The following is a 24,535-nucleotide window of genomic DNA, read 5'->3' as shown; positions in this document are numbered from 1 at the left end:
GGGCCGCGTGGCGGGCCGGTGGGGTGGCGTGGTGCCTGGCGAGGGGGTGGGAACGTGGCGCGGCGGCCACCCGGGTGAGGGTGGCCGCCGCGGCGGGTCGTCGTGATCGGTTGTGGCCGTGTGCCTCCGGAGGGGCCGGCCGTCTTACAGGTACTGGCCGGTGTTGGCGACGGTGTCGATGGACCGGCCGGCTTCGGCGCCCTGCTTGCCGGACACGAGGGTGCGGATGTAGACGATCCGCTCGCCCTTCTTGCCGGAGATGCGGGCCCAGTCGTCGGGGTTGGTGGTGTTGGGCAGGTCCTCGTTCTCGCTGAACTCGTCGACGCAGGCGGCGAGGAGGTGGGTGACGCGCAGGCCCTTCTGGCCGGTGTCGAGGAACTGCTTGATGGCCATCTTCTTGGCGCGGTCGACGATGTTCTGGATCATGGCGCCGGAGTTGAAGTCCTTGAAGTAGAGGACTTCCTTGTCGCCGTTGGCGTAGGTGACCTCGAGGAAGCGGTTCTCCTCGCTTTCGGCGTACATGCGCTCGACGACGCGCTGGATCATGGCGTCGACGGTGGCCTCGGGGCTGCCGCCGTGCTCGGCGAGGTCGTCGGGGTGCAGCGGCAGTTCGGCGCGGATGTACTTGGAGAAGATGTCCTTGGCGGCTTCGGCGTCGGGCCGCTCGATCTTGATCTTGACGTCGAGGCGGCCGGGCCGCAGGATCGCCGGGTCGATCATGTCCTCGCGGTTGGAGGCGCCGATGACGATGACGTTCTCGAGGCCTTCGACGCCGTCGATCTCGCTGAGGAGCTGCGGGACGATGGTGTTCTCGACGTCGGAGGACACGCCGGAGCCGCGGGTGCGGAAGATGGAGTCCATCTCGTCGAAGAAGACGATGACGGGGGTGCCGGCGGAGGCCTTCTCGCGGGCCCGCTGGAAGACCAGGCGGATGTGGCGTTCGGTCTCGCCGACGTACTTGTTGAGCAGCTCTGGGCCCTTGATGTTGAGGAAGAAGCTCTTGCCCTCCTGGCCGGTCTTCTCGGCGACCTGCTTGGCCAGGGAGTTGGCGACGGCCTTGGCGATGAGGGTCTTGCCGCAGCCGGGCGGGCCGTACAGCAGCACGCCCTTGGGCGGGCGCAGGTGGTGTTCGCGGAACAGGTCCGCGTGCAGGTAGGGCAGTTCGATGGCGTCGCGGATCATCTCGATCTGGGAGGCCAGCCCGCCGATCTCGTGGTAGGAGATGTCGGGGACCTCTTCCAGGACGAGTTCTTCGACCTCGGCCTTGTGGATCTTTTCGTAGGCGTATCCGGAGCGCGGTTCGAGCATGAGGGAGTCGCCGGCGCGCAGCGGGACGCCGCGGAGCGGTTCGGCGAGCTTGACGACGCGTTCCTCGTCCGCGTGGGCGATGACCAGGGCGCGTTCGCCGTCGTCGAACAGCTCCTTGAGCATGACGACTTCGCCTTGGTCTTCGAATTCGAGGGCCTCGACGACGTTGAGGGCCTCGTTGAGCATGACCTCCTGGCCGCGCTGCAGCTTCTCGACGTCCACGGCGGGGCTGACGTTGACGCGCAGCTTGCGTCCGCCGGTGAAGATGTCGACCGTTCCATCGTCGCGGGCGTCGAGGAAGACGCCGAATCCGGATGGTGGCTGTGCGAGCCTGTCGACCTCCTCCTTGAGCGCCACGATCTGCTCGCGGGCCTCCTTGAGGGTCGCGACGAGGCGTTCGTTCTGCCCCGTCACGGCGGCCAGGTTGGCCTGTGCCTCATGGAGTCGTTCTTCAAGAACCCGAACCTGGCGCGGGGATTCCGCGAGCTTGCGGCGCAGCACGGAGATCTCCTCCTCCAGGAAGGACACCTGCGTCTGGAGGTCCCTGACCTCCTTGTCGTGCTGCGCCCTGCGCGCCCCAGCATCGTCTCGAGCGGCCACGCCCCGTCACCTCCTCACGAAGAGAGCCGACGACCTACTGAGACCCTACCTATCTGGCGGGCTTCCGTAACCTGCCCTTTCGGTACTCGTGTCGTGCCCGCCGCGGTGTGGCGGCGTGGGAACGGCGCGTGAACCGGGTCCCAGAATGCCGATGTTTGTGCGAATACGCAGGAGAAACGCCGGTCGCGGGGGGTGGGATTCCCGGGTGGCGGGGGCGTGGGGGGCGGTTCTGGGGGTGGGCGGGGGGTTGCGTTTGGTGTGTGAATTCGTTGTTACGTCCATGCCCGCAGGTGGCCGTGGCGTTGCCGTGGGGGGTGGAGGCGGGGTCGCGGGGGTGGTGGGGATCGTTCGGGATTTCCGAACTGTGATCTAGGACTCGGGGGTGTCGGGGGCCGGTGGGGCGGTTTCGCCGGTGCCCGCGGCGGGCTCTTCGGCGGGGCGCGTCCCGGGGGTCGAGGGCGTCTCGGGGGCCGGGGCGGGGTGGGCGCCCTTGGCCGGGCGGCGGCGGCGCATCGGGGGGGTGACGCCCTCGGCGAGACGGCGGGCGGTCACCAGGAAGCCGGTGTGCCCGACCATGCGGTGGTCGGGGCGGACGGCCAGGCCGTCGACGTGCCAGGACCGCAGCAGCGTCTCGAAGGCGTAGGGCTCGGCGAACGAGCCGTGGGCGCGCAGGTCCTCCACCACGCGGGACATCTGGGTGGTGGTGGCGATGTAGACGCAGACCAGGCCTCCGGGGATGAGGGCCTTGGCGACGGCGTCCAGGCATTCCCAGGGGGCGAGCATGTCGAGGACGACGCGGTCGACCTCGGTTTCGGTGAGGGCGTCCTCGAGGGCGCCGACGGTGAGGCGCCAGGCGGGGTGGGGACCGCCGAAGAACCGTTCGACGTTGGCGCGGGCGATGTCGGCGAAGTCGGGGCGGCGTTCGTAGGAGGACACCAGGCCGTGTTCGCCGACGGCGCGCAGCAGGAAGCAGGTGAGGGCGCCGGAGCCGGCGCCGGCCTCGACGACGCGGGCGCCGGGGAAGATGTCGGCCATGGCGACGATCTGGGCGGCGTCCTTGGGGTAGACGACGGCGGCGCCGCGGGGCATGCGCAGGGCGAAGTCGGCGAGCAGGGGGCGGAAGGCGAGGTATTCGGTGCCGCCGGTGCTGCGGAAGACGGTGCCTTCGGGGCTGCCGATGATGTCGTCGTGGGCGATGGCGCCCTTGTGGGAGTGGTATTGCTTGCCGGTCTGGAGGGTGATGGTGTTGACGCGGCCTTTGGGGTCGGTGAGCTGAACCTGGTCGCCGGGGCGGAAGGGTCCGTGGGGGACGCGGCCGGTGGCCGGGCCGTCGGGGCCGTTGACGCCGTCTGCGCCGTTCGGCGTGGGTTCGCTCATGGTGGTCAGGTTATCGGTGTGCGGGGTCCGCTCAGGCCACGCGGAAGGCGCGGGAAGGGCGGTAGGGGGCGGGCGGGGGCGGTCTCGGTGGGGGTGTGTTTCAGACTCCGGCGAAGGCGCGGTCGACGTCCGCGGCGACCAGGACGCCGTAGACGTGTCCGTCGGTGTCGAGGAGCAGGTATTCGGAGGCGGGGGCGCGGCGCAGCGCGGCGATGAGGTCCTCGCCGGTGAGGTCGGCGGGCAGGGTGAGGTCGGGTTCCAGGCCGCGGGACAGGTCGCCGATGGAGATCCAGGGGCGGCGTTGTTCGGGGGTGGCCTGCACGGCCTTCTCGTTGACCAGGCCGCGGGGGCGGCCGTCACCGTCGACGACGACGAGGGCGCCGGAGTGGTCGTGGTGGGCGCGGCGGACGGCTTCGGAGACGGGGGTCTCGGCGGTGACGAGGGTGGCGCGGCGGGCCAGGCGGCGGGCGTCGAGCAGGGGGATGCGGTCGCGGACGCGTTCAGCGCGGATGGCCTGGCCGGCGCCGACCCAGATGAAGGAGGCGATGAGGGCCGACCACAGCAGGCCGAGCCAGCCGAAGCCCGCGCCGCCGGTGCCGTCGATGCGGTAGGTGGCGATGAACGCGCCGGCGAGCAGGCACAGCACGGCGACGCCGCGGCCGACCCAGCCGGCGAAGACGGCGCCGTTGCGGGAGCGGCCGGTGAACTTCCACACGGCGGCGCGGACGAGGCGGCCGCCGTCCAGCGGCAGGCCGGGCAGCAGGTTGAACAGGCCGACGAGCAGGTTGGCGAAGGTGAGGGCGTCGACGAGCAGCAGCCCGACGGGCGGCAGGGGCAGCAGCAGGTGCGCCAGCACGCCGAGTCCGGCCAGTACGAGGTTGACGAGGGGGCCGGCGAAGGCGATGAGGAACTCGCGGCCGGGTGTGGGGGCCTCGCGTTCGATGGAGGTCTCGCCGCCGAGGATGTGCAGGGTGACGTGGCGGACGGGCAGGCCGAGACGCAGGGCGGTGACAGCGTGGCTGAGTTCGTGGACGAACACCGAGCCGTACAGCAGCACGGCGTAGGTGAAGGCGACGGCGAAGCTGGCGGGGCGGGAGACGACGCCGTTGACCTGGCCTTCGAACATGATGGTGACGACGATGGCCACCAGGAACCAGCTGGGCGAGACGAACACCGGCACGCCGAACAGGCGTCCGATGAAGAGGCCGGGGCCGGCGTCGCGGCGGCCGCCGCCGGGGCCCGCGGTGTCGCCGGTGTCGGTCTTGCCCTCGGTCTGGGGTGCGCTGTCTGCCACGTTCTCGATGCTACGGCCCTCGCGGCGCCGATTGCGTGCCAGGCGGCCGGGGGTGCGGGTGCCGGGGAGGGTCCGGTGGGGGCGGGGGTGTGACGTGCGGGGGCGGTGGGCGGGTGTGGCCGGGTGGCGCGGGCGCGGCGGTGGGTGAGGCCGCCGGGGGTGCGGGATTTCGTCGGGGGCGTCCCCTACGCTCTGGGCTATGACGACCGCCGAGGCCGATCGCTCAGCCAGCTCGCAGACTTCCGGGGTTCCGCCGGCGCCGCGGCGCGCGCCCGACCGGGAGGCGGGCGGGGACGTGGCGGTGGTGGGTTCGCTGTCGCCGTCGCGGGCGGGTGACTTCATGACGTGTCCGCTGCTGTACCGGTTCCGGGTGATCGACCGGATTCCGGAGCGGCCGAGTCCGGCGCAGGTGCGGGGGACGCTGGTGCACGCGGTGCTGGAGAAGCTGTTCGACCTGCCCACCGAGGCCCGTACGGTGCAGGCCGCGGTGGACATGCTGGTGCCGCAGTGGGAGCGGCTGGTGGCCGAGGAGCCGGAGCTGGCGGAGTTGTTCCGTGCCGCGGCGTCGGCCGGCGACGGCGACGCGCCCGCCGATCCGTCCGCTGCCCCGTCCGCCGACGCGTCCGGTGGGGCGTCCGGTGGGGCGGCGGGTGAGAGCGAGGCGGTCTGGTTGGAGCAGGCGCGCCGCATGGTCGAGCGGTACTTCACGCTGGAGGATCCGCGGCGGCTGGAGCCGGCCGAACGCGAGGTGTTCGTGGAGACGGTGCTGGAGTCGGGACTGCGGCTGCGCGGGTTCATCGACCGGGTGGACGTGGCGCCGTCGGGTGACGTCCGCATCGTCGACTACAAGACCGGCACGGCGCCGCGTGCCGACTTCGAGGCGCGGGCGCTGTTCCAGATGAAGTTCTACGCGCTGGTGCTGTGGCGGCTGCAGGGCCGGGTGCCTCGGTTGCTGCAGCTGATGTATCTGGGCAACGGTGAGATCCTGCGGTACGCGCCGGACGAGGCGGATCTGCGGGCGACCCAGCGCAAGGTCGAGGCGTTGTGGCAGGCGATCCGGCGGGCGATGGACACCGGTGAGTGGCGGCACCGGCCGAGCCGTCTGTGCGACTGGTGCGACCACAAGGTGCGCTGCCCGGAGTTCGGTGGTACTCCCCCGCCGCTGCCGACGGCGCCGGTGGGCCGTCCCTCCCCCGCGGACCTGGAGTCGTCGCTGCGCGAGCACGGCGATCTGTGACGCGGGGCCTGCCGGCCGGGTGGGTGCGGCGGGCGCCGCGTGTCGGGGTCAGTGGCAGTGGTGGTGTGCCGTATGCGGTGGGTGAGGTGGGCGGTTCATCCTTGGGGAGGACGGCGAATCCGCGTTCAGGATGGCTCGGCGGCGGGCGCGGGCTCCTAGGGTGAGAGTCGTGTCACCCCGCATCCGTGGACTTCGCAGCTGTCGTGCCTGGCTGCAGGCGCGTCCGCAGGCGGCCGACGCGCTGCTGGCGGTCGTTCTGCTGGCGGCGGGGTTGCCGCAGTTGTACGTCGAGCGGCTGCCGCCGGAGCTGAGCGACGCGTTCGCGGGGCCGGACGCGTTGCAGCTGGTCCTGGTCGCGGCGGCGGCGATGGCGTTGACGTTCCGGCGGACGCATCCGCTGACGACGCTGTGCTTCATGTCGGCGGTGCAGGTGTGGCTGGGGCTGGGGCACTACCGGCCGAGCGTGCCGGACGTGGTGGCGTTCCTGATCGGCGTGTACAGCGTGGCGGCGCATCGGGCTTTGGCCCGCAGCTGCCTGGGCGGGTTGCTGGCGCTGGTGGTGTTCAACGGGTTGCTGATCAGCTATCCGGTCGATCTGGGGTTGCTGACGTACCTGACGGACAACGGGCTGCTGGTCGGGGTGTGGGTGCTGGGCCGCAACCTGCGGGTGCGGCGGGCGTACTACGCCGAGCTGGAGGACCGGGCGGCGCGGCTGGAGCGGGTGCGCGGCAACGACGCGCGGGCGGCGCGGGTGGAGGAGCGGTCGCGGATCGCGCGGGAGCTGCACGACGTGGTGGCGCACCATGTCAGCGTGATGACGGTGCAGGCGGGTGCGGCGCGGCGGATTCTGGATCGTGATCCGGGCAGCGCGCGGGAGGCGATGACCACGATCGAGGAGGTGGGGCGCACCGCGTTGAGCGAGATGCGCCGGATCGTGGGGGTGTTGCGGACCGAGCGGGACGGTGAGCAGGAGGGCCGGGAGCTGGTGCCGCAGCCGGGTCTGGGCGATCTGGGTGAGCTGCTGGACAACGTGCGGGAGACGGGCCTGTCGGTGCAGCTGTGGATCGAGGGTGAGGCGCGGACGCTGTCGCCGGGGGTGGACGTGGCGGCGTTCCGGCTGATCCAGGAGGCGCTGACCAATACCCTCAAGCATGCCGGGGCGCAGGCGCGCGCGTGGGTGCGGCTGTACTACACCGATGAGGACCTGACCGTGGAGATCGAGGACGACGGGCGCGGCACCGCTACGATCATGGCCGACAACCGGGACGAACCGGGGCACGGTCTGGTCGGGATGTACGAGCGGGTCGCGTTGTACGGCGGTGAGCTGCGGATCGGGCCGCGGGTCGGGGGCGGTTTCGGGGTGCGGGCCCGGTTTCCACTGAAGGCGTAGATTGGTCGGCGGCGTGGCGGGGACGGCGTCCCCCCATGTCAGCCATCGGACGGCCTCGGGCGGCCGCGTGGTCGTGGCCGGGGGACGGTGCAGGGGCCCGGTGCTGAGCGCGCCGGGCGGCGAGGCGAGGAGCGGGTGGATGAGCCGGAGCCGGCACGCGGGACGCAGGGTCGGGGCGAGGTCATGAGCGCGGTGCGGGTGCTGCTGGTGGACGACCAGCCGCTGCTGCGGACGGGGTTCCGGCTCATCCTGGAGGCGGAGGCCGACATCGCGGTGGTGGGTGAGGCGGGGGACGGCGCCGCGGCGGTGGAGCTGACCCGGTCGCTGCTGCCGGACGTGGTGCTGATGGACATCCGCATGCCGGGGACGAACGGGATCGAGGCGACCCGGCGGATCGTGCGCGACGGCGCGGCCTCGCATGATCCGAAGGTGCTGATCCTGACGACGTTCGACCTGGACGAGTATGTGATCGAGGCGGTGCGGGCGGGGGCCAGCGGGTTCCTGCTGAAGGACTCGCCGCCGGAGGATCTGGTGCAGGCGATCCGGATCGTGGCGGCGGGTGACGCGATCGTGGCGCCGAGCGTGACGCGGCGGCTGCTGGACAAGTTCGCGACGCGGCTGCCGGCGGTGCACGACGCGGCGCCGCCGCCGGGGCTGGACACGCTGACCGAGCGGGAGCGTGAGGTGCTGACGCACGTGGCGCGGGGGTTGTCGAACGCCGAGATCGCCGCGGAGCTGGTGGTCAGTGAGACCACGGTGAAGACGCATGTGGGGAACGTGCTGGCGAAGCTGGGGCTGCGGGACCGGGTGCAGGCGGTGGTGTACGCCTATGAGACGGGGTTGAGCCGTCCCGGGCAGAACTGAGCGCGGCTCCGAGCGCGGCCCCGGCGGCGGTGAGGCCGCGGGGCGGTTCGTGCCGGGGGTTCGGGCGGGCCTCCGGCGTTGGTTCGGGCGGGGTCGTCCGCCCTTGTGGGGGCGGGTCGTGCGGGGGTGTCGCCGCAGGTCGGCCCGGTCGTCCCCGGCGGTCACCCTGAGGTGCGCCCTGAGCGGTCCCTGTCCTGTGGCCGGGGCTCCCCTACTCCGGTAGGACGATCGGGGGTGGAGTCCTCCTGCCGGGGGCGGAGCACCGATTCCCTGCCTGAGACTCATTTTTCGGTCACTCGCGGCATCTACTGTTCTTGTGACGGCGATCGATGGGGGAGTTCGACGCCGCCGCCGAGCCGGTCCGGCTCGGTGTCCGCCCTTCCGTTCCTTCCGATTCCGCGTTCCACCTTTCAGACAGGGGAGTTCACGTGACGAACACCGCCCCACCGACCGCCGACGCGTTCGACGCGCCCGGGGCGGGCGACTTCGCCGCACGGGCACAGCAGATCGCCAAGGTCTACGGCTCCGGCGACGCCGAGGTCATCGCCCTGGACGCGGTGACCGTCGGCATCCCCCGCGGCCGGTTCACCGCGATCATGGGTCCGTCGGGTTCCGGCAAGTCCACCCTGATGCACTGCATGGCGGGCCTGGACTCGGTCGACTCCGGGCAGGTCTACATCGGCGACGTGGAGCTGACCCGGCTGCGCGACAAGCAGCTGACCCGGCTGCGCCGCGACAAGGTCGGGTTCATCTTCCAGGCGTTCAACCTGGTGCCGACGCTGACCGCGCTGGAGAACATCACCCTGCCGATGGACATCGCCGGGCGCCGGCCGGACCGCGAGTGGCTGGACAAGGTGATCGACACCGTGGGGCTGCGGCCGCGGCTGAAGCACCGTCCCAACCAGCTGTCGGGCGGGCAGCAGCAGCGGGTGGCGTGCGCCCGCGCGCTGGCGTCCCGGCCGGAGATCATCTTCGCGGACGAGCCGACCGGGAACCTGGACTCGCGGTCCGGGGCGGAGGTGCTGTCGTTCCTGCGCGAGTCGGTGACCTCGATGGGCCAGACGATCGTGATGGTCACCCACGACCCGTCCGCCGCCGCCTACGCCGACCAGGTGCTGTTCCTGCAGGACGGGCGGATCGTCGACACCATGACCGAGCCCACCGCCGAGCGGGTGCTGGAGCGGATGAAGGGCTTCGAGCTGCCGGGAGTGGCCGCCCGATGATGGCACGGGTCACCCTCCGCAATCTGGCGGCGCACAAGATCCGCCTGGTGCTCACCGCCGTCGCGGTGATCCTCGGCGTGGCGTTCGTGTCCGGCACGCTGATCTTCACCGACACGATGAACAAGCAGTTCGACGACCTGTTCAACGGCATCGGCAAGAACGTGGCCGTGGACGTGCGGGCCAAGAAGGCCGTCGACGACCCCATGGACGACGGGTCGGGGTCCCCGCCGGTGCCCGCGTCGCTGGTGGAGACGCTGCGCAAGGTGGACGGCGTCAAGGACGTCACCGGCAACGTCACCGGGTACGCCGCCGTCGTCGGCCGCGACGGCAAGATCGTCGGCGCGGAGAGCCAGGGGCCGCCGCAGCTGGGCGTGAACTGGGTGCCCGGCGGCGACTACGACCTGACCTCCGGGCGTGCGCCCCGCGGTCCCGGTGAGGTCGTGCTGGACTCCGGTACCGCCGACAAGGCCGGGCTGCGCCTCGGCGACACCGTCAAGATCGCCACGCAGGGGCCGCCGCAGCGGATGCGGCTGGTCGGGATGTTCGACGCCGGCGGCATGATGGGCGCGACCATCACCGCGTTCGACACCCCCACCGCGCAACGGCTGCTGGGCCGCCCCGGCTACTTCACCGACATCCAGATGGGCTCGTCGGGGCCCGGCGAGGCCGAGCTGCGCGACCGGGTCGCGCGGGTGCTGCCCGCCGGGGTCGAGGCGGTCACCGGCACCCAGCTGCGTGAGGACGCCAAGAGCGACGTCGCGGGGTTCATGGATTTCTTCCGCACGTTCCTGCTGGTGTTCGCACTGATCTCGATCTTCGTCGGGGCGTTCATCATCTTCAACACCTTCTCCATGCTGGTCGCCCAGCGCACCCGGGAGCTGGCGCTGCTGCGCGCGATCGGCGCGGCCCGCCCGCAGATCACCCGCGCGGTGGTCGGTGAGGCCGTCGCGGTCGGCGTGGTCGGGTCGACGCTGGGCCTGGCGGCGGGCGCCGGGCTGGCGGCGCTGCTCAACGCCCAGTTCATGGGTGAGGACGGCGGCGGCCTGGTGTTCACCGCCACCCCGGTGCTCTGGTCGTACACGGTGGGGATCGTGGTGACCGTGGTGTCGGCGTACTTCCCGGCGCGCCGCGCCGCCAAGATCCCGCCGGTGGCGGCGATGCGCGACGACGTGGCGTTGCCGCAGCGGTCGCTGCGGATCCGGGTGGCGCTGGGGTCGCTGCTGACCGCGGCGGGCGCGGCGCTGATCGGGCTGGGCCTGGCCGGGGGCGGCGGCAACCCGGCGGTCCCGGTGGGGGTCGGGGCGCTGCTGGTGTTCCTCGGCGTCGCCATGCTCGCCCCGGTGATCAGCGTGCCGGTGGTGCGGGTGCTGGGTGCGCCGTTCGCGCGGCTGATGGGCGCGCCGGGCCGGCTGGCGCGGCAGAACGCGCTGCGCAACCCGCGGCGCACCGCCGCCACCGCCGCGGCCCTCATGATCGGCCTGGCGTTGATCACGGCGGTGAACGTGCTGGGGTCGTCGATGCGCGCGTCCGTCGACGCGCAGATCGACAAGCAGTTCAGCGCCGACTACATCGTGTCGCCGACCGGTGCGGGCGGTATGGGCACCGAGGTCGCCGGGAAGGTCGCCGCGGCGCCGGGGGTGACGTCCGTCACGGCGTACTACCTCGGGCAGGCCAAGTTCGGCGGCGAGCGGGAGTACTACGTGGCGGGTGACGCCGCGGCGCTGTCGCGGGGCTCGAACCTGAAGATGGTGTCCGGCGGGACGGCGCTGGGCCGCGACGGGATGCTGGTCGACGAGGACGTCGCCGACGGCAACAAGTGGACGGTCGGCAGCGTCGTGCCGGTGCAGTTCCCCGACGGGAAGACCGAGCGGCTGCGGGTCGCCGGCGTGTACGCCAAGAACGAGTCGCTCGGCTCGCGGGTGGTGGCGCAGCAGACGTACCTGGCGCACACCGCCCGGCCCAGGGTGCAGGGCGTCATCATCGACGCGGCGAACTCCGACGCGGCCACCAGGCAGGCGGTGGAACGCGCCCTGGCCGACTACCCGAACGTGAAGGTGCAGGACCGCAGCGGACTGAAGGAGGAGGCCGCCGAGCAGGTCGACGGGTTCGTGACGTTCCTGACCATCCTGCTGGTCATGTCGGTGATCATCGCGGCGGTCGGGGTGGTCAACACGCTGGCGCTGTCGGTGATCGAACGCACCCGGGAGATCGGGCTGCTGCGGGCCATCGGCGTCAACCGGCGGCAGCTGCGCCGCATGATCCGGCTGGAGTCGATCGTCATCGCGGTGTTCGGGGCGGTGCTCGGCATCACCATCGGCGTGGTGTTCGGCGCGGCGCTGCAGCAGGCCCTCGAAGGCCAGGGGCTGACCGAGCTGAGCGTCCCCGTCGGCACCCTGGCCGTGTACGTGGTGGTGGCCGCCGTGATCGGGGTGGTGGCGGCGGTGTGGCCGGCGTGGCGCGCCGGGCGCATGGACGTGCTGAAGGCCATCTCCACCGAGTGACCCGGCGCCCCGGGGGCGGGCGTCCCGTGCGGCTGCGGCCGCGCGGGACGCCCGTTCTCATGCGGGCGCGGTCACGCGCGGCGCGGGTTGACGGCGGCGTGGACGGCGTCGCCGAGCACGTTGAACGCGATCGTGGTGGCCAGCAGCAGCCCGGCCGGCACCAGCAGGAACCACCACGCCGTCTGGTAGTAGTCCTGCGCCTCGGCCAGCATCCCGCCCCAGCTGGGCGTGGACGGGTCGGCGCCCGCGCCCAGGAACGTCAGGGTGGACTCCAGCACGATCGCCTGCGGCACCTGCAGCGACGCCAGCGCCGTCACCGGCGCCGCCAGGTTCGGCGTCACCTCCACCGCCATGATCCACAGGGGGCCGGCGCCGAGCGCCCGCGCCGCCTGCACGTACTCCTGCTCACGGATCGCCAGCACCTCCCCGCGCACCACCCGCGCCATCGCCGCCGAGGAGAACACCGCGATCACGCACACCGTCGTCAGCAGCCCCCCGCCGAACGTGGTAGCCACGACGATCGCGACCAGCAGGTACGGGAAGGACAGGACGATGTCGGCGAGGCGTCCCAGCAGCGTGTCGGCGGCGCCGCCCAGCAGGCCCGCGGCCGTGCCCGCCGCCACGCCCAGCAGCGTCGCCAGCGCCGTCGCGCCCACCCCCACCAGCAGCGACACGCGGGCGCCGTAGGCGGCGCGGACCAGCACGTCACGGCCGAGGGCGTCGGCGCCGAGCCAGAACTCCCCCGACGGCGGCGCCGGCCGCCCCGAGGGGTCCAGGCCGGTCGCCGGGTAGCCGCGGCCGGCGGCGTGGCCCGTCCAGCGTTCCAGCAGCGGCGCCGCGGCGGCGAACACGACCAGCAGCGCCAGCACGGCCAGCGCCGCCGTCGCCGGCCGGTCGCGGCGCAGCCGCGCCAGCGCCATGCCCCACGGTCCGCGCGGCGCCGCGCGTCGCGCGGAGGCGGCCCGCATCCGGGCCGTGACGGCGAGCACGCCCGCGTCCCGCATCTCCCCTCCCGCCAGGTCCAGCCGGATCCGTCACCAGGACGAATCTGCTGCACGAAGGGGATCGTGTCACGTCGAGTGTCCAGACCGTTACACGACGACGCCCGGGAGTGTCAGGACGCGGGTCAGCCCGGTGCCCCGCGCGGAGGCGCCGCTCAGGCCGGCGGCTGGTCGTCGGTGGCGGCGGTGTCGGCGTCGGCGGCGGAGGCGCCGTTGTGGGCGACGGCGGCCTTGGCGACCTCGTCGGTGGCGCTGACCGTGGCGTTCTCGGGGAAGTGGCAGGCGGTCAGGTGCCCCGGGCTCAGCTCCACCAGCGGCGGCTCGATCTGCTTGCAGATGTCCTGCGCCTTCCAGCAGCGGGTGTGGAAGCGGCAGGCCGGCGGCGGGTCCAGCGGGCTGGGCACGTCGCCCTGCAGGCGGATGCGTTCGCGGTCGCCCCGCCTGGCCGGGTCGGGGATCGGCACGGCCGACAGCAGCGCGTTGGTGTAGGGGTGCATCGGCCGCTCGTACAGGTCGTCGCGGTCCGCCAGCTCGACGATCTTGCCGAGGTACATGACGGCGACCCGGTCGGAGATGTGCCGCACCACCGACAGGTCGTGCGCGATGACGACGTAGGTCAGGTCCAGCTCGTCCTGCAGGTCCTCCAGCAGGTTCACCACCTGCGCCTGCACCGACACGTCCAACGCCGACACCGGCTCGTCGGCCACGATCAGCTTGGGCCGCAGCGCCAGGGTGCGGGCGATGCCGATGCGCTGGCGCTGCCCGCCGGAGAACTCGTGCGGGTAGCGGTTGTAGTGCTCGGGGTTGAGCCCGACCAGCTCCAGCAGGTCCTGCACGGCCTTCTTGACGCCCTGCTCGGTCTCGATCTTCTGCAGCCGGAACGCGGCCCCGACGATCGACCCGACCGTCTGCCGCGGGTTCAGCGACGAGTACGGATCCTGGAAGATCATCTGGATGTCCCGGCGCAGCGGGCGCAGCTGCCGCTGGGACATGTGGGTGATGTCCTGGCCCTCGAAGGTGATCGAGCCGAAGCTCGGCTCCAGCAGCCGCATGATCATGCGGCCGGTGGTGGTCTTGCCGCAGCCCGACTCGCCCACCAGGCCCAGCGTCTCGCCCTTGCGGACCGAGAACGACACCCCGTCCACGGCCTTGACGGCGCCGACCTGCCGCCGCAGCAGCCCGGCGGTGACCGGGAAGTGCTTGCCGAGCCCCTCCACCGACAGCAGGGTCTCGCCCTCGGTGACGGTCTCGGTCTCGGCCGCGGTTGTCTTGGTGCTCACAGTGGTCCCACCCGTGCTCGTCACAGTTTCGGCGCGATCTCGGTGTTCCAGATCTCCCGCCGCCTGCTCAGCGGCAGGTGGCAGGCGACCTTGTGGCCCGGTTCCACCTCGCGCAGCTCCGGCCGTTCCGTCTCGCTCTTGCCGTCGTTCAGCTCGGCGTAGGCGCAGCGCGGGTTGAACGCGCAGCCCTGCGGCACGTTGATCAGGCTCGGCGGGGCGCCCTTGATCGGCATGAGCCGTTCCGCGCGGGCCCGGTCCAGCCGCGGCATCGACCCCAGCAGGCCCCACGTGTAGGGGTGCAGCGGCCGGTGGAAGGCGTCGTCGACGGTGGCGTACTCCACGCAGCGGCCCGCGTACATCACCAGGATGTCGTCGGACAGCTCGGCCACCACCCCCAGGTCGTGGGTGATCATGATGACCGCGGAGTTGAACTCCTGCTGCAGGTCGCGGATCAGGTCCAGGATCTGCGCCTGCACCGTCACGTCCAGCGCGGTGGTGGGCTCGTCGGCGATCAGCAGTTCGGGGTCGCACGACAGCGCCATCGCGATCATGGCGCGCTGGCGCATGCCGCCGGAGAACTGGTGCGGGTAGTCGTCCACCCGCCGGTCCGGGCGGGGGATGCCGACGCGGCCGAGCATGTCGATGGCGTGCTTGCGGGCGACCTGCTTGGAGACGGCGTTGTGGATCCGGTACGCCTCGACGATCTGCTGGCCCACCGTGTAGAACGGGTGCATCGCCGACAGCGGGTCCTGGAAGATCATCGCCATGTCGCGGCCGCGGAGCCGGCGCACCTCGTCGGGTGAGGCGCCGACCAGTTCCTTGCCGTTCAGCCAGATCTCCCCCGACACGCGGGCGTTGCGCCGGTTGTGCAGGCCGAGGATGCCCAGGCTGGTGACGCTCTTGCCGGATCCGGACTCGCCCACGATGCCCAGGGTCTTGCCGCGTTCGAGCTGGAACGACAGCCCGTCCACCGACTTGACCAGGCCGTCGTCGGTCGGGAAGTGGATGCGCAGGTCGCGCACCTCGAGGAACGCCGTCGGCGGCCGGGACCCGGCGGTCTCGGCGACCGTCTCGACGGCCCCGCCGTCCTTGCCCTTGCCGGCCGTGCCGGTCTCGGCCTTGCCGGCCTTGTCCTTGCCCTTCGCCATCAGCTGTGCCTCACCCTCGGGTCGACGATCCCGTACAGCAGGTCGACGACCAGGTTCGCCAGGACGATGAACAGCGCCGCGACCGACACCACGCCCAGCACCACGGGCAGGTCGCTGCCGATCACGCCGGCCAGCGCCAGCTCGCCCAGGCCGTGCAACCCGAACGTGCGTTCGGTGAGCACCGCCCCGCCCAGCAGCAGCCCGATGTCCAGGCCGAACAGCGTCAGCAGCGGCGTCAGCGTGCCGCGCAGCGCGTGCTTGGTGATGACCGTCTTCTCCGGCAGTCCCTTGGCCCGCGCGGTGCGGATGTAGTCCTCGCTCAGGGTGTCCAGCATGCCCGCCCGCGTCATCCGCGCGTACATCGCCGCGTACAGGAACGCCAACGTCACCCACGGGAGTATGAGATTACCCGCCCAGGCGAACGGGTTGTCCAGGAAGGAGTGGTAGCTGACCGGTGGCAGCAGGTCCCACTCGTGCACGATGAACGTCAGCGACAGCAGACCGGTGAAGAAGATCGGCAACGACACTCCGGCCAGCGCCACCAGCATCGCGGCCCGGTCGAACACCGAGCCCTTGCGCAGCGCCGACAGCACGCCGATCGACACGCCGATCACCAGCCACAGCGACGCCGCCCCCACCACCAGCGACAGCGTCACCGGAATCCGGTCGACGACCTGGTCGGTGACGTTCGTGCTGGTGCGGAACGAGTACCCGAAGCACGGCGCCGGGCAGTCGATCTTCTCGGTGCCGGTGTCGTAGGTGTCGCCGGCCACCACGCCCTTGAGGAACCGGCCGTACTGCACCGGGATGGGGTCGTCGAACCCGAGCCGTTCCTTGATGGCCTGCACCGTCTCGGGCGTCGGCGACTTGCCGGCGAAACGGGAGGCCAGGTCGTCGGTGCTGGTGCCGGCCAGCCGGGGCAGCAGGAAGAAGATGGAGAAGGTGACCGCGCTGATGACCACCATCAGCGCGACCGCGCCCACGAGCCGGCGAACGATGTATGCGATCACGGTCTGCGGCGGTGGGCGGCCGCCCGGGCTCGTGACCCGGGCGGCCGCCCGACGCCTTCACCTGCTTTCGTTCAGCGAGTGGTGTCGGGGCCTCAGCCGCTCAGGCCGAGCGTGGAGTAGTTGTACATGCCGTAGCCCTCGTGGAAGAAGACGTTGGTCAGCTTCTCCGGGCGGTACAGCAGCGACTTGGCGTACACGTTGGGGATGGCACCGGCCTCCTTGCGGAAGATGTCATCCACCTGGTTGTACATCTGGGCGCGCTGGTTGCGGTCGGCGATGTTCATCACGTCGTCCCAGATCTTGTTGACCTGGGCGTTGTCGAACAGGCCCGCGTTGGCGTTGCCGGACTCGACGATCGCGTCCTTGTCGGTGATCGCCTGCAGGTAGCCGTAGCCGGTCGGCCAGTCGGCGTGCCAGCCGTAGGTGCCGACGCCGATGCCCTCCTTCTCCACGAAGGACGGCGAGCCGAACTGGTCGTTGGTGTAGGTGTTGGCCGGGTAGCCCTGCAGGTTCAGCTTGATGCCGACGCGGCCCAGCGACTGCTGCAGCGCCTCGGCGACGGCCTTCTCCTTCGGCCGGTCGCTGCGGTAGACCATCTTGGTCTCGAAGCCGTTCGGCTTGCCGCACCGCTGCAGCGCCTGCTTGGCCTGCTCGACGTCGCCGGTGTAGCCCTTCTCGGCCTTGGTGTAGTGGTCGGTGCCCTTCTGGCGGCCCTCGATGTTCGGCGGCATGATCGAGGTGGCCAGCTCGCCGCCGACGTCACCGCCGTAAGCGCGCCACATCGCGTCGCGGTTGGCGGCCCACACCATCGCCTTGCGGCACTCCAGCGGGATCAGCTTGGTGTTGATCGGGTTGTACCAGCTGAAGCCGCCGGGCGGGTTGTCGGCGTTCTCACGCTTCTTGGGGTCGGTGAGGATCGCCTTGCGGGCGTTCTCCTGCACGCCGGTGCCCGGCAGGTCCACGTGGATCTGCCCGGACATCAGCTGGTTGTCCAGCTCGTCGGCGTTCATGCCGGCGACCAGCTGGATGCTGTCGGGCAGCTGCTTGCGGTTGGGGTCGGTGGACTGGTCCCACTGGTCGTTGCGGACCAGCGTGCCGCCCTTGCCGGGCTCGTAGTCCTTCTCCCACTTGTAAGGGCCGGACGACACCGGGTGCAGGCCGTACCGCTCGCCCTTGTCCTTGCTCTGCGGCACCGGCGCGGTCTGGCCGCTGAAGGTCACCAGCTCGTTGAACTCGGCGAACGGCTTCTTGAGGTGGAAGACGACGGTGTAGTCGTCGGGGGTGGTGACGCCCTTGAAGTGGTCGAGGTTCTTGTCCTTGTAGGGACCCTTGTACCCCTCGGCGTCCAGGAGGGTGGAGAAGTAGCTCGGACCGTTGCGCAGCACGCCGCGGTCGAACGTACGGGCCACGGCGTAGCGGATGTCCTTCGCCGTGATCTCCGTGCCGTCCTCGTACTTCAGGCCCTTCTTCAGCTTGTAGGTCCAGGACTTGCCGTCGGCGCTGGCCTGGCCGAGGCCCTCGGCCAGGTCCGGGACCGGCTGCCAGCCCTCGGTACCGGGCTTGGCCGGGTAGGTCAGCAGCATCCGCGAGTACAGCCGGACGAAGTTGTTCGCCCAGGCGTAGTACATGTCGCCCGGGTCGATCGAGTCGATGTCGGAGCTGGTCGCCATCTTCAGGGCGCCGCCGCGGCGGTCCGACGGGTTGTGGATCTTGCCGATCGCGGCGTTGCTGACCGAGGTGCTGGCGCTGCCGCCTTCGTCGTCGCCGCCTCCGCACGCCGACACCAGGCTGAGCGCCAGTGCGCCGGCGGCCGCGGTCGCAAGGACCTTGGGCCTTCTCATGAGCTCCCTTTCAACTATGACGGTCGTCCCCGCGGGGGTCAGCGGGTCCGGGGGTCAAGTGCGTCGCGCAGTCCGTCGCCGAACACGTTGAAGGCCATGACGGTGACGAAGATCGCGACACCGGGGATGACCACGTAGTAGGGCGCGATCTGGTAGGTGCTGATCGCGGTGGTCAGCATGCCGCCCCACGACGGCGTGGGCGGCTCGATGCCGACGCCCAGGAACGACAGCGCCGCCTCGAACAGGATGTTCGTGGGGATCATCAGGGTGGCGTACACCAGGATCGGCGCGACCAGGTTCGGCAGGATCTCGCGGACGATGATGTACGGGGCGCGGGCGCCCATCGAGCGGGCGGCGTCGACGAACTCGCGTTCGCGCAGCGACAGCGTCTGGCCGCGCACGATCCGGCCGATGTAGGGCCAGCTGAAGAAGCCGATGATGAACACCAGCATCGCGATCCGCAGTCCGTTGCCGCTCAGGCCCAGCATCGACTCGGGCAGCACGCCGACGATGGCGATGGAGAACAGCAGCAGCGGGAAGGCCAGGAACACGTCCATCACGCGCGCGATCACCGCGTCGACCCAGCCGCCGAAGTATCCGGCGATGACGCCGAGGGCGGTGCCGATGACCGCGGCGACCACGGTGGCCAGGAAGCCGACCAGCAGGGACACGCGCGACCCGTAGACGATGCGGCTGAACAGGTCGCGGCCGGTGGTGGGCTCGAGGCCGAGCAGGAAGTCGCCGCTCATGCCGCCCATCGGCTTCATGGGGGCGCCCAGCGTCGGGTCGATGAGCTCCTGGTGGTACTCGTTGGGCGGGTGCCCGAACAGTTTCACCAGCAGCGGCGCGAAGATCGCCATCAGCACCAGCAGGATGATCAGCACGCCGCCGGTCATGGCGACCTTGTCGCGCCGTAGCCGCAGCCAGGCGATCTGCCCGAGCGAGCGGCCCTGGATGGCCTTGCGCCCGACCCCCTCGAGGACGGCGTCCGGCTGGGCCGATTCGGCCCCGGACACCTCGATCGGTGCGGTCACGCTGCGTACCTCCTACCGTTCGGCCACGTCGCCGCCGGCGCACGCGCCGCGAGGGCGGGGTCTCCGCACCGCATGCCCGTTACGCCGTGTTTTGCTGAGGGAAACCTAGTCCTTCGGCCACGACTGTCCATCCCGCGAACCCGTGTCTGCCAGTACCCGTTTCTGACTTGTGATCTCGTCGTCATCTGGGGCACATGCGATCCGCACAATGGAAGCGACAAACCGCCCAGATCGTACGCTCGGTCACGAGCAGACGGAGCCACCGGGGGTGTTCCGGCCCGCAAGCTTTATCGTTCCGAAGCCGATTCGATATCGATTCGGCGCAGGTCAGGGCCGCGTGACAGGAGTTGCTTGCGTGAGCGCCGGCTCTGCCGTGACCCATGAGAAACGGCCGGGACATCGCGTCCCGGCCGTTCGCCGGCGTCGCCGCGCCACCGGCGCGACCACCGCCCGCGTCCCCGGCCGCCACCGTCGGCGCGGCCGCGCGGGCCCCCTGCTACTTGATGCCGCGGTTGCGGAGGATCTCCTCGATCTCCGCCATCTCCGGGTCCAGCCCGGCGGGCCGCGCCTTCTCCACGGCCCTGCCCTTGCTCTTCGGCGCGGGGGCCGCCCCGCCGGACGCGGCGGACGCGGCGCCGCCGCGCTCCACGGCGCGGCCGCCCGCGCCGCCCCGGCGGCTCAGCATCGCCCCCGACGTCAGGTACAGCAGCACGGCCAGCCCGGCCACGGCCACCCCCGCCCACTTGGCGGGGCTGAACGCCAGGTCGGCCAGGAACCCGGTCACGCCGGTCATGGCGGCCGCCAGCGGCACCAGCGACCAGGCCGCGCCGCGCAGCCCCGAGGCGGCGCCGCGGCGGCGGTAGAGGCCCCAGCTGATCAGCAGCCCGAGCGCGGTGACGCCCAGGCTGATCGCGAAGATGACGGTGTCGCTCATGCCGGCCCCCTCTGTGCCTGCTGCCGTGCTCTTCCCATCGTCACACGTCCGGCGCGGACGTCGCTCCTCCCAGCGAAGGGTTGTGCGCCCCCGGCGCTCCTCCCCCGGCGTGAGGCTCCCCCTAGGGAACGAGCGGGACCCCCGCGACGCCTCCCACCCTCGGGTATCAGCCGGTGTCAGCCGACCAGGACGGCCAGGCGCGGCAGGTCGACCTCGGTCAGGGAGGCGACGACGGTGCGGCCCGGCGCGGGCGGCACCGGCAGCAGGCTGGGCACCGCGACCGTCACGCACCCGGCGGCCTCGGCGGCGGCCAGGCCGTTGGGCGAGTCCTCCAGCACCACGCAGCGGCGCGGCTCGACGCCCAGCCGGGCCGTGGCGGTCAGGTACGGCTCGGGGTCGGGTTTGGTGCGCGCCACCTCGTCACCGGCGACCGTCACCGCGAAGTGCTCGCGGCCGACCGCGTCCAGCACCGGCTCGATCAGCCGCCGGTGGCTGGAGGACACCAGCGCGGCCGGCACCCCCGCGGCGCGGACCTCGGCCAGCAGCTCCTTGGCGCCCGGCAGCAGCGGCACGCACGCGCCGAGCCGCTCGGCCATGCCGTCCAGCATCCGCCGGCCCACCTCGCCGGGCGGCACGTCCGCGCCGGTCAGGTCCAGCATGTACCGGACGGCCTTGTCCAGCGAGCCGCCCAGCATCCGCTCCTGGTCCTCGCTGGTCCACGTGCCGCCCAGCCAGGCGACGACCTCCTCCTCGACCTCCAGCCACAGCCGCTCGGAGTCGATCAGCAGCCCGTCCATGTCGAACAGCACGGCCTGCGGCAGCTCGTCGGTACTCACGCGCCCCCTCGGATCCGTCGTGGCGGTCATTTCCCCACGGACGGTACGCGATCGGCGCCGGGACGGGGCCGCCGCGTAGCGCAGATCACAAGGGGGCGCGGCAGGGGTCAGGTGTTGAAGTACTTGGCCTCCGGGTGGTGGACGACCAGGGCGTCGGTGGCCTGCTCGGGCACCAGCTGGTACTCCTCCGACAGGGTGACGCCGACGCGTTCGGGCCGCAGCAGCCGCACCACCTTGGCGCGGTCCTCCAGGTCGGGGCAGGCCGGGTAGCCGAAGGAGTAGCGGGCGCCGCGGTAGCCGACCTTGAGGAAGTCGTCCAGGTCGTCCGGGTCCTCCCCGCCGAACCCGATCTCGGAGCGGACGCGGGCGTGCCAGTACTCGGCCAGCGCCTCGGTCAGCTGCACCGACAGGCCGTGCAGCTCCAGGTACTCGCGGTAGGCGTTCTTGGCGAACAGCTCCGCGGTGGCCTCGCTGACCTTCGACCCGACGGTGACGAGCTGGAAGGCGGCCACGTCGGTCTCGCCGGACTCGCGCGGGCGGAAGAAGTCGGCCAGGCACAGGTGCCGGTCGCGGCGCTGGCGCGGGAAGGTGAACCGTTCGCGTTCGGAGCCGTCGTCGTTGAGGATGACCAGGTCGTCGCCCTCGGACACGGCCGGGAAGTAGCCGTAGACGACGGCGGCCTCGATCAGGCCCTCGGTCTGGATCCGGTCCAGCCACATGCGCAGCCGGGGCCGTCCCTCGGTCTCCACCAGCTCCTCGTAGGACGGGCCGTCGCCGCCGCGGGCGGGCTTGAGGCCCCACTGCCCCATGAAGGTGGCGCGCTCGTCCAGGAACGCGGCGTAGTCGGCCATGGGGATGCCCTTGACGACGCGGTCGCCCCAGAACGGCGGCTCGGGCACCTTGTTGTCGGCGGCCACGTCCGACCGGGCCGGCAGGTCGCCGGGTTCGGTGACCTTCAGCGTGGCGCCCTTGCGGACCCTGCGCTCGCGCAGCGGCGGCAGCTGCGCGCCCTCCTCGCCGCGCTTGACGGCCATGAACGCGTCCATCAGCCGCAGCCCCTCGAACGCGTCGCGGGCGTAGCGGACCTCGCCGTCGAACAGCTCGGCCAGGTCCTGCTCGACGTAGGCGCGGGTGAGCGCGGCGCCGCCGAGCAGCACCGGCCACCTGCCGGCCAGGCCGCGGGAGTTGAGCTCCTCCAGGTTCTCCTTCATCACCACGGTCGACTTCACCAGCAGCCCGGACATGCCGATCACGTCGGCGCGCTCGTCGCGGGCGGCCTCCAGGATCGCCGACATCGGCTGCTTGATGCCGAGGTTGATCACCTCGTAGCCGTTGTTGGACAGGATGATGTCGACCAGGTTCTTGCCGATGTCGTGCACGTCGCCCTTGACGGTGGCCAGCACGATGCGGCCCTTGGAGCCGTCGCCCTCCACCTTGTCCATGTGCGGTTCCAGGTAGGCGACGGCGGTCTTCATCACCTCCGCCGACTGCAGCACGAACGGAAGCTGCATCTGCCCGGAGCCGAACAGCTCGCCGACGACCTTCATGCCGTCCAGCAGCACGTCGTTGACGATCTCCAGGGCGGGCCGCTGCGTCAGGGCCTCGTCCAGGTCGGCGTTCAGGCCGTCCAGCTCCCCGTCGATGATGCGGCGCTTGAGCCGCTCCCACAGCGGCAGCGCGGCCAGCTCGGCGGCGCGGCCGGCCTTCAGCGCGGCGGTGTCGACGCCCTCGAACAGCTCCATGAACCGGTGCAGCGGGTCGTAGCCGTCCGAGCGGCGGTCGTAGACCAGGTCGAGGGCGACCTTGCGCTGCTCCTCGTCGATCCGCGCCATCGGCAGGATCTTGGAGGCGTGCACGATCGCCGAGTCCAGGCCCGCGTCGACGCACTCGGACAGGAACACCGAGTTGAGCACCACGCGCGCGGCCGGGTTGAGGCCGAACGACACGTTCGACACCCCGAGGGTGGTCTGCACCTCCGGGTAGCGGCGCTTGAGCTCGCGGATCGCCTCGATCGTCTCGACGGCGTCGCGGCGGGACTCCTCGGTGCCGGTGCCGATGGTGAACGTCAGGCAGTCGACGATGATGTCGCCGACCCGCATGCCCCACTTGCCGGTGAGCTCCTCGATCATGCGGGTGGCGACGCGGACCTTCCACTCCGCGGTGCGGGCCTGGCCCTCCTCGTCGATGCACATCACCACGATCGCGGCGCCGTGCTCCCTGACCACCGGCATGAGCCTGGCCAGCTTGGAGTCGGGCCCGTCGCCGTCCTCGAAGCTGACGGAGTTGACCACGGCGCGGCCGCCGAGCATCTCCAGGCCCGCCGTCAGCACGGGCACCTCGGTGGAGTCCAGCACGATCGGCAGCGTGGCGGCGGTGGCGAACCGCGCGGCCAGCTCCTTCATGTCGGCGACGCCGTCGCGGCCGACGTAGTCGACGCACAGGTCCAGCATGTGGGCGCCGTCGCGGGCCTGGTCGCGGGCGATCTTGACGCAGTCGTCCCAGCGGCCCTCCAGCATGGCCTCGCGGAAGGCCTTGGAGCCGTTGGCGTTGGTACGTTCCCCGATCGCCAGGTAGGAGGTGTCCTGCCGGAACGGGACGTGCTGGTACAGCGACGACGCGCCCGCCTCGGGGCGGGGCCGCCGCTGCGCGATCTCGCGGCCGCGGACCCGCTCGACCACCTGCCGCAGGTGCTCGGGGGTGGTGCCGCAGCAGCCGCCGACCAGCGACAGCCCGAAGTCGCGGGTGAACGCGTCGTGCGCGTCGGCCAGCTCGGCGGGGGTGAGGGGGTAGCGGGCGCCGTCGGCGGTCAGCTCGGGCAGGCCCGCGTTGGGCATGCACGACAGGCCGATGCGGGCGTGCCGGGCCAGGTAGCGCAGGTGCTCGCTCATCTCGGCCGGGCCGGTGGCGCAGTTGAGGCCGATCAGGTCCAGGTCCAGCGGCTCCAGGGCGGTCAGCGCGGCGCCGATCTCCGAGCCCAGCAGCATCGCGCCGTTCTGCTCGATCGTCACCTGCGCGACCAGGACCGTGTCGGTGCCGGCGGCGGCGATGGCGCGTTTGGCGCCGATGAGCGCGGCCTTGGCCTGCAGCAGGTCCTGGCAGGTCTCCACCAGGATCGCGTGCACGCCGCCGGCCAGCAGCCCCTCGGCGTTGCGCTGGTAGGCGTCGCGCAGCTCGGCGAACGACACGTGCCCGAGGGTGGGCAGCTTGGTGCCGGGGCCGACCGATCCGATCACCCAGCGGGGCCGGTCGGGTGTGGACAGGGCGTCGGCGACCTCGCGGGCCAGGCGGGCGCCGGCCTCCGACAGCTCCTCGATCCGCTCGGTGATGCCGTACTCGCCCAGGTTCCCCAGGTTGGCGCCGAAGGTGTTGGTCTCCACGCAGTCGACGCCGGCGTCGAAGTAGGCCTGGTGGACGGAGCGGACGATGTCCGGCCGGGTGACGTTCAGGATCTCGTTGCAGCCCTCGTGCCCCTGGAAGTCGTCCAGTGTGGGGCCCGCCTCCTGGAGCATCGTCCCCATGCCCCCGTCGGCCACGACGACGCGTTGCTGCAGGGCCTGCCGGAGGGACTGAGGTGTCGGAGTGCTCATGGTGCTCCAGCCTAGCCGGGCACGGCGGTCGATCTTCCGGAGCCGTCGCGGATCCGCACGAACCCGGACG

General features: G+C 71.5%; 17 protein-coding genes. 5 read left to right on the top strand and 12 right to left on the bottom strand.

Annotation, left to right across the window (positions count from 1 at the left end; translation table 11 throughout):
- Positions 1-144 precede the first annotated feature (144 nt).
- The 3 genes from arc to ABZ801_RS14865 all read right to left on the bottom strand — a co-directional run bounded on the left by arc (position 145) and on the right by ABZ801_RS14865 (position 4,579).
- The gene (arc, locus tag ABZ801_RS14875) at positions 145-1,908 is read right to left on the bottom strand and encodes a proteasome ATPase (protein WP_344958443.1); all 1,764 of its coding nucleotides are present in this window, start codon (positions 1,906-1,908) and stop codon (positions 145-147) included.
- A 369-nt stretch (positions 1,909-2,277) separates the two neighbouring features.
- Positions 2,278-3,285 (bottom strand): tRNA (adenine-N1)-methyltransferase, encoded by a 1,008-nt coding sequence (locus tag ABZ801_RS14870; RefSeq protein ID WP_360697754.1) that lies wholly within the window; start codon positions 3,283-3,285, stop codon positions 2,278-2,280.
- A 100-nt stretch (positions 3,286-3,385) separates the two neighbouring features.
- Entirely contained in the window at positions 3,386-4,579 is a 1,194-nt protein-coding gene (locus ABZ801_RS14865) for a M50 family metallopeptidase (RefSeq protein ID WP_360697751.1), read from the bottom strand.
- Positions 4,580-4,778: 199 nt separating this feature from the next.
- Here ABZ801_RS14865 and ABZ801_RS14860 point away from each other — a divergent pair, with 199 nt between their 5' ends.
- The 5 genes from ABZ801_RS14860 to ABZ801_RS14840 all read left to right on the top strand — a co-directional run bounded on the left by ABZ801_RS14860 (position 4,779) and on the right by ABZ801_RS14840 (position 11,794).
- Positions 4,779-5,816, top strand: a complete 1,038-nt coding sequence (locus tag ABZ801_RS14860) for a PD-(D/E)XK nuclease family protein (protein ID WP_360697748.1) — start codon at positions 4,779-4,781, stop codon at positions 5,814-5,816.
- A gap of 169 nt (positions 5,817-5,985) precedes the next feature.
- Positions 5,986-7,206, top strand: coding sequence for a sensor histidine kinase (locus ABZ801_RS14855; protein WP_360697745.1), 1,221 nt, complete (start codon positions 5,986-5,988; stop codon positions 7,204-7,206).
- Positions 7,207-7,389: 183 nt separating this feature from the next.
- Entirely contained in the window at positions 7,390-8,070 is a 681-nt protein-coding gene (locus ABZ801_RS14850; RefSeq protein WP_344958467.1) for a response regulator transcription factor, read from the top strand.
- A 428-nt stretch (positions 8,071-8,498) separates the two neighbouring features.
- Positions 8,499-9,293 (top strand): ABC transporter ATP-binding protein, encoded by a 795-nt coding sequence (locus tag ABZ801_RS14845; RefSeq protein WP_344958435.1) that lies wholly within the window; start codon positions 8,499-8,501, stop codon positions 9,291-9,293.
- A complete protein-coding gene (locus ABZ801_RS14840) occupies positions 9,290-11,794 on the top strand; it encodes an FtsX-like permease family protein (protein ID WP_360697742.1) in 2,505 nt (834 codons plus the stop codon). The genes ABZ801_RS14845 and ABZ801_RS14840 overlap by 4 nt, the downstream gene beginning before the upstream one ends.
- A gap of 71 nt (positions 11,795-11,865) precedes the next feature.
- Here ABZ801_RS14840 and ABZ801_RS14835 read toward each other — a convergent pair whose 3' ends face one another.
- The 9 genes from ABZ801_RS14835 to metH all read right to left on the bottom strand — a co-directional run bounded on the left by ABZ801_RS14835 (position 11,866) and on the right by metH (position 24,465).
- Entirely contained in the window at positions 11,866-12,798 is a 933-nt protein-coding gene (locus ABZ801_RS14835) for an ABC transporter permease (RefSeq protein WP_360697739.1), read from the bottom strand.
- A gap of 152 nt (positions 12,799-12,950) precedes the next feature.
- Complete coding sequence (locus ABZ801_RS14830; protein ID WP_344945127.1) at positions 12,951-14,075, bottom strand: ABC transporter ATP-binding protein; 1,125 nt, start codon at positions 14,073-14,075, stop codon at positions 12,951-12,953.
- A 20-nt stretch (positions 14,076-14,095) separates the two neighbouring features.
- Complete coding sequence (locus ABZ801_RS14825; RefSeq protein WP_360697735.1) at positions 14,096-15,223, bottom strand: ABC transporter ATP-binding protein; 1,128 nt, start codon at positions 15,221-15,223, stop codon at positions 14,096-14,098.
- The gene (locus ABZ801_RS14820; protein ID WP_344945141.1) at positions 15,223-16,233 is read right to left on the bottom strand and encodes an ABC transporter permease; all 1,011 of its coding nucleotides are present in this window, start codon (positions 16,231-16,233) and stop codon (positions 15,223-15,225) included. The genes ABZ801_RS14825 and ABZ801_RS14820 overlap by 1 nt, the downstream gene beginning before the upstream one ends.
- A 92-nt stretch (positions 16,234-16,325) precedes the next feature.
- The gene (locus ABZ801_RS14815; RefSeq protein ID WP_360697731.1) at positions 16,326-18,074 is read right to left on the bottom strand and encodes an ABC transporter substrate-binding protein; all 1,749 of its coding nucleotides are present in this window, start codon (positions 18,072-18,074) and stop codon (positions 16,326-16,328) included.
- A gap of 38 nt (positions 18,075-18,112) precedes the next feature.
- Positions 18,113-19,108, bottom strand: a complete 996-nt coding sequence (locus tag ABZ801_RS14810; protein ID WP_360697728.1) for an ABC transporter permease — start codon at positions 19,106-19,108, stop codon at positions 18,113-18,115.
- A gap of 496 nt (positions 19,109-19,604) precedes the next feature.
- On the bottom strand, positions 19,605-20,042 hold the full coding sequence (locus tag ABZ801_RS14805; protein WP_360697725.1) for a hypothetical protein: 438 nt from the start codon (positions 20,040-20,042) through the stop codon (positions 19,605-19,607).
- 176 nt (positions 20,043-20,218) lie between these two features.
- Entirely contained in the window at positions 20,219-20,878 is a 660-nt protein-coding gene (locus ABZ801_RS14800) for an HAD family phosphatase (protein WP_360697722.1), read from the bottom strand.
- A gap of 107 nt (positions 20,879-20,985) precedes the next feature.
- Positions 20,986-24,465 carry a methionine synthase gene (gene metH / locus ABZ801_RS14795; RefSeq protein WP_360697719.1) on the bottom strand — a complete coding sequence of 1,160 codons (3,480 nt, stop codon included), beginning with the start codon at positions 24,463-24,465 and terminating at the stop codon, positions 20,986-20,988.
- Between the last annotated feature and the right edge of the window lie 70 nt (positions 24,466-24,535).

It is taken from the genome of Actinomadura sp. NPDC047616 (assembly GCF_040642915.1).
Taxonomy (GTDB): domain Bacteria; phylum Actinomycetota; class Actinomycetes; order Streptosporangiales; family Streptosporangiaceae; genus Spirillospora; species Spirillospora miaoliensis.
Note: the sequence above shows the minus strand (reverse complement) of the source record. Positions and strands in the feature narration are given on the sequence as shown.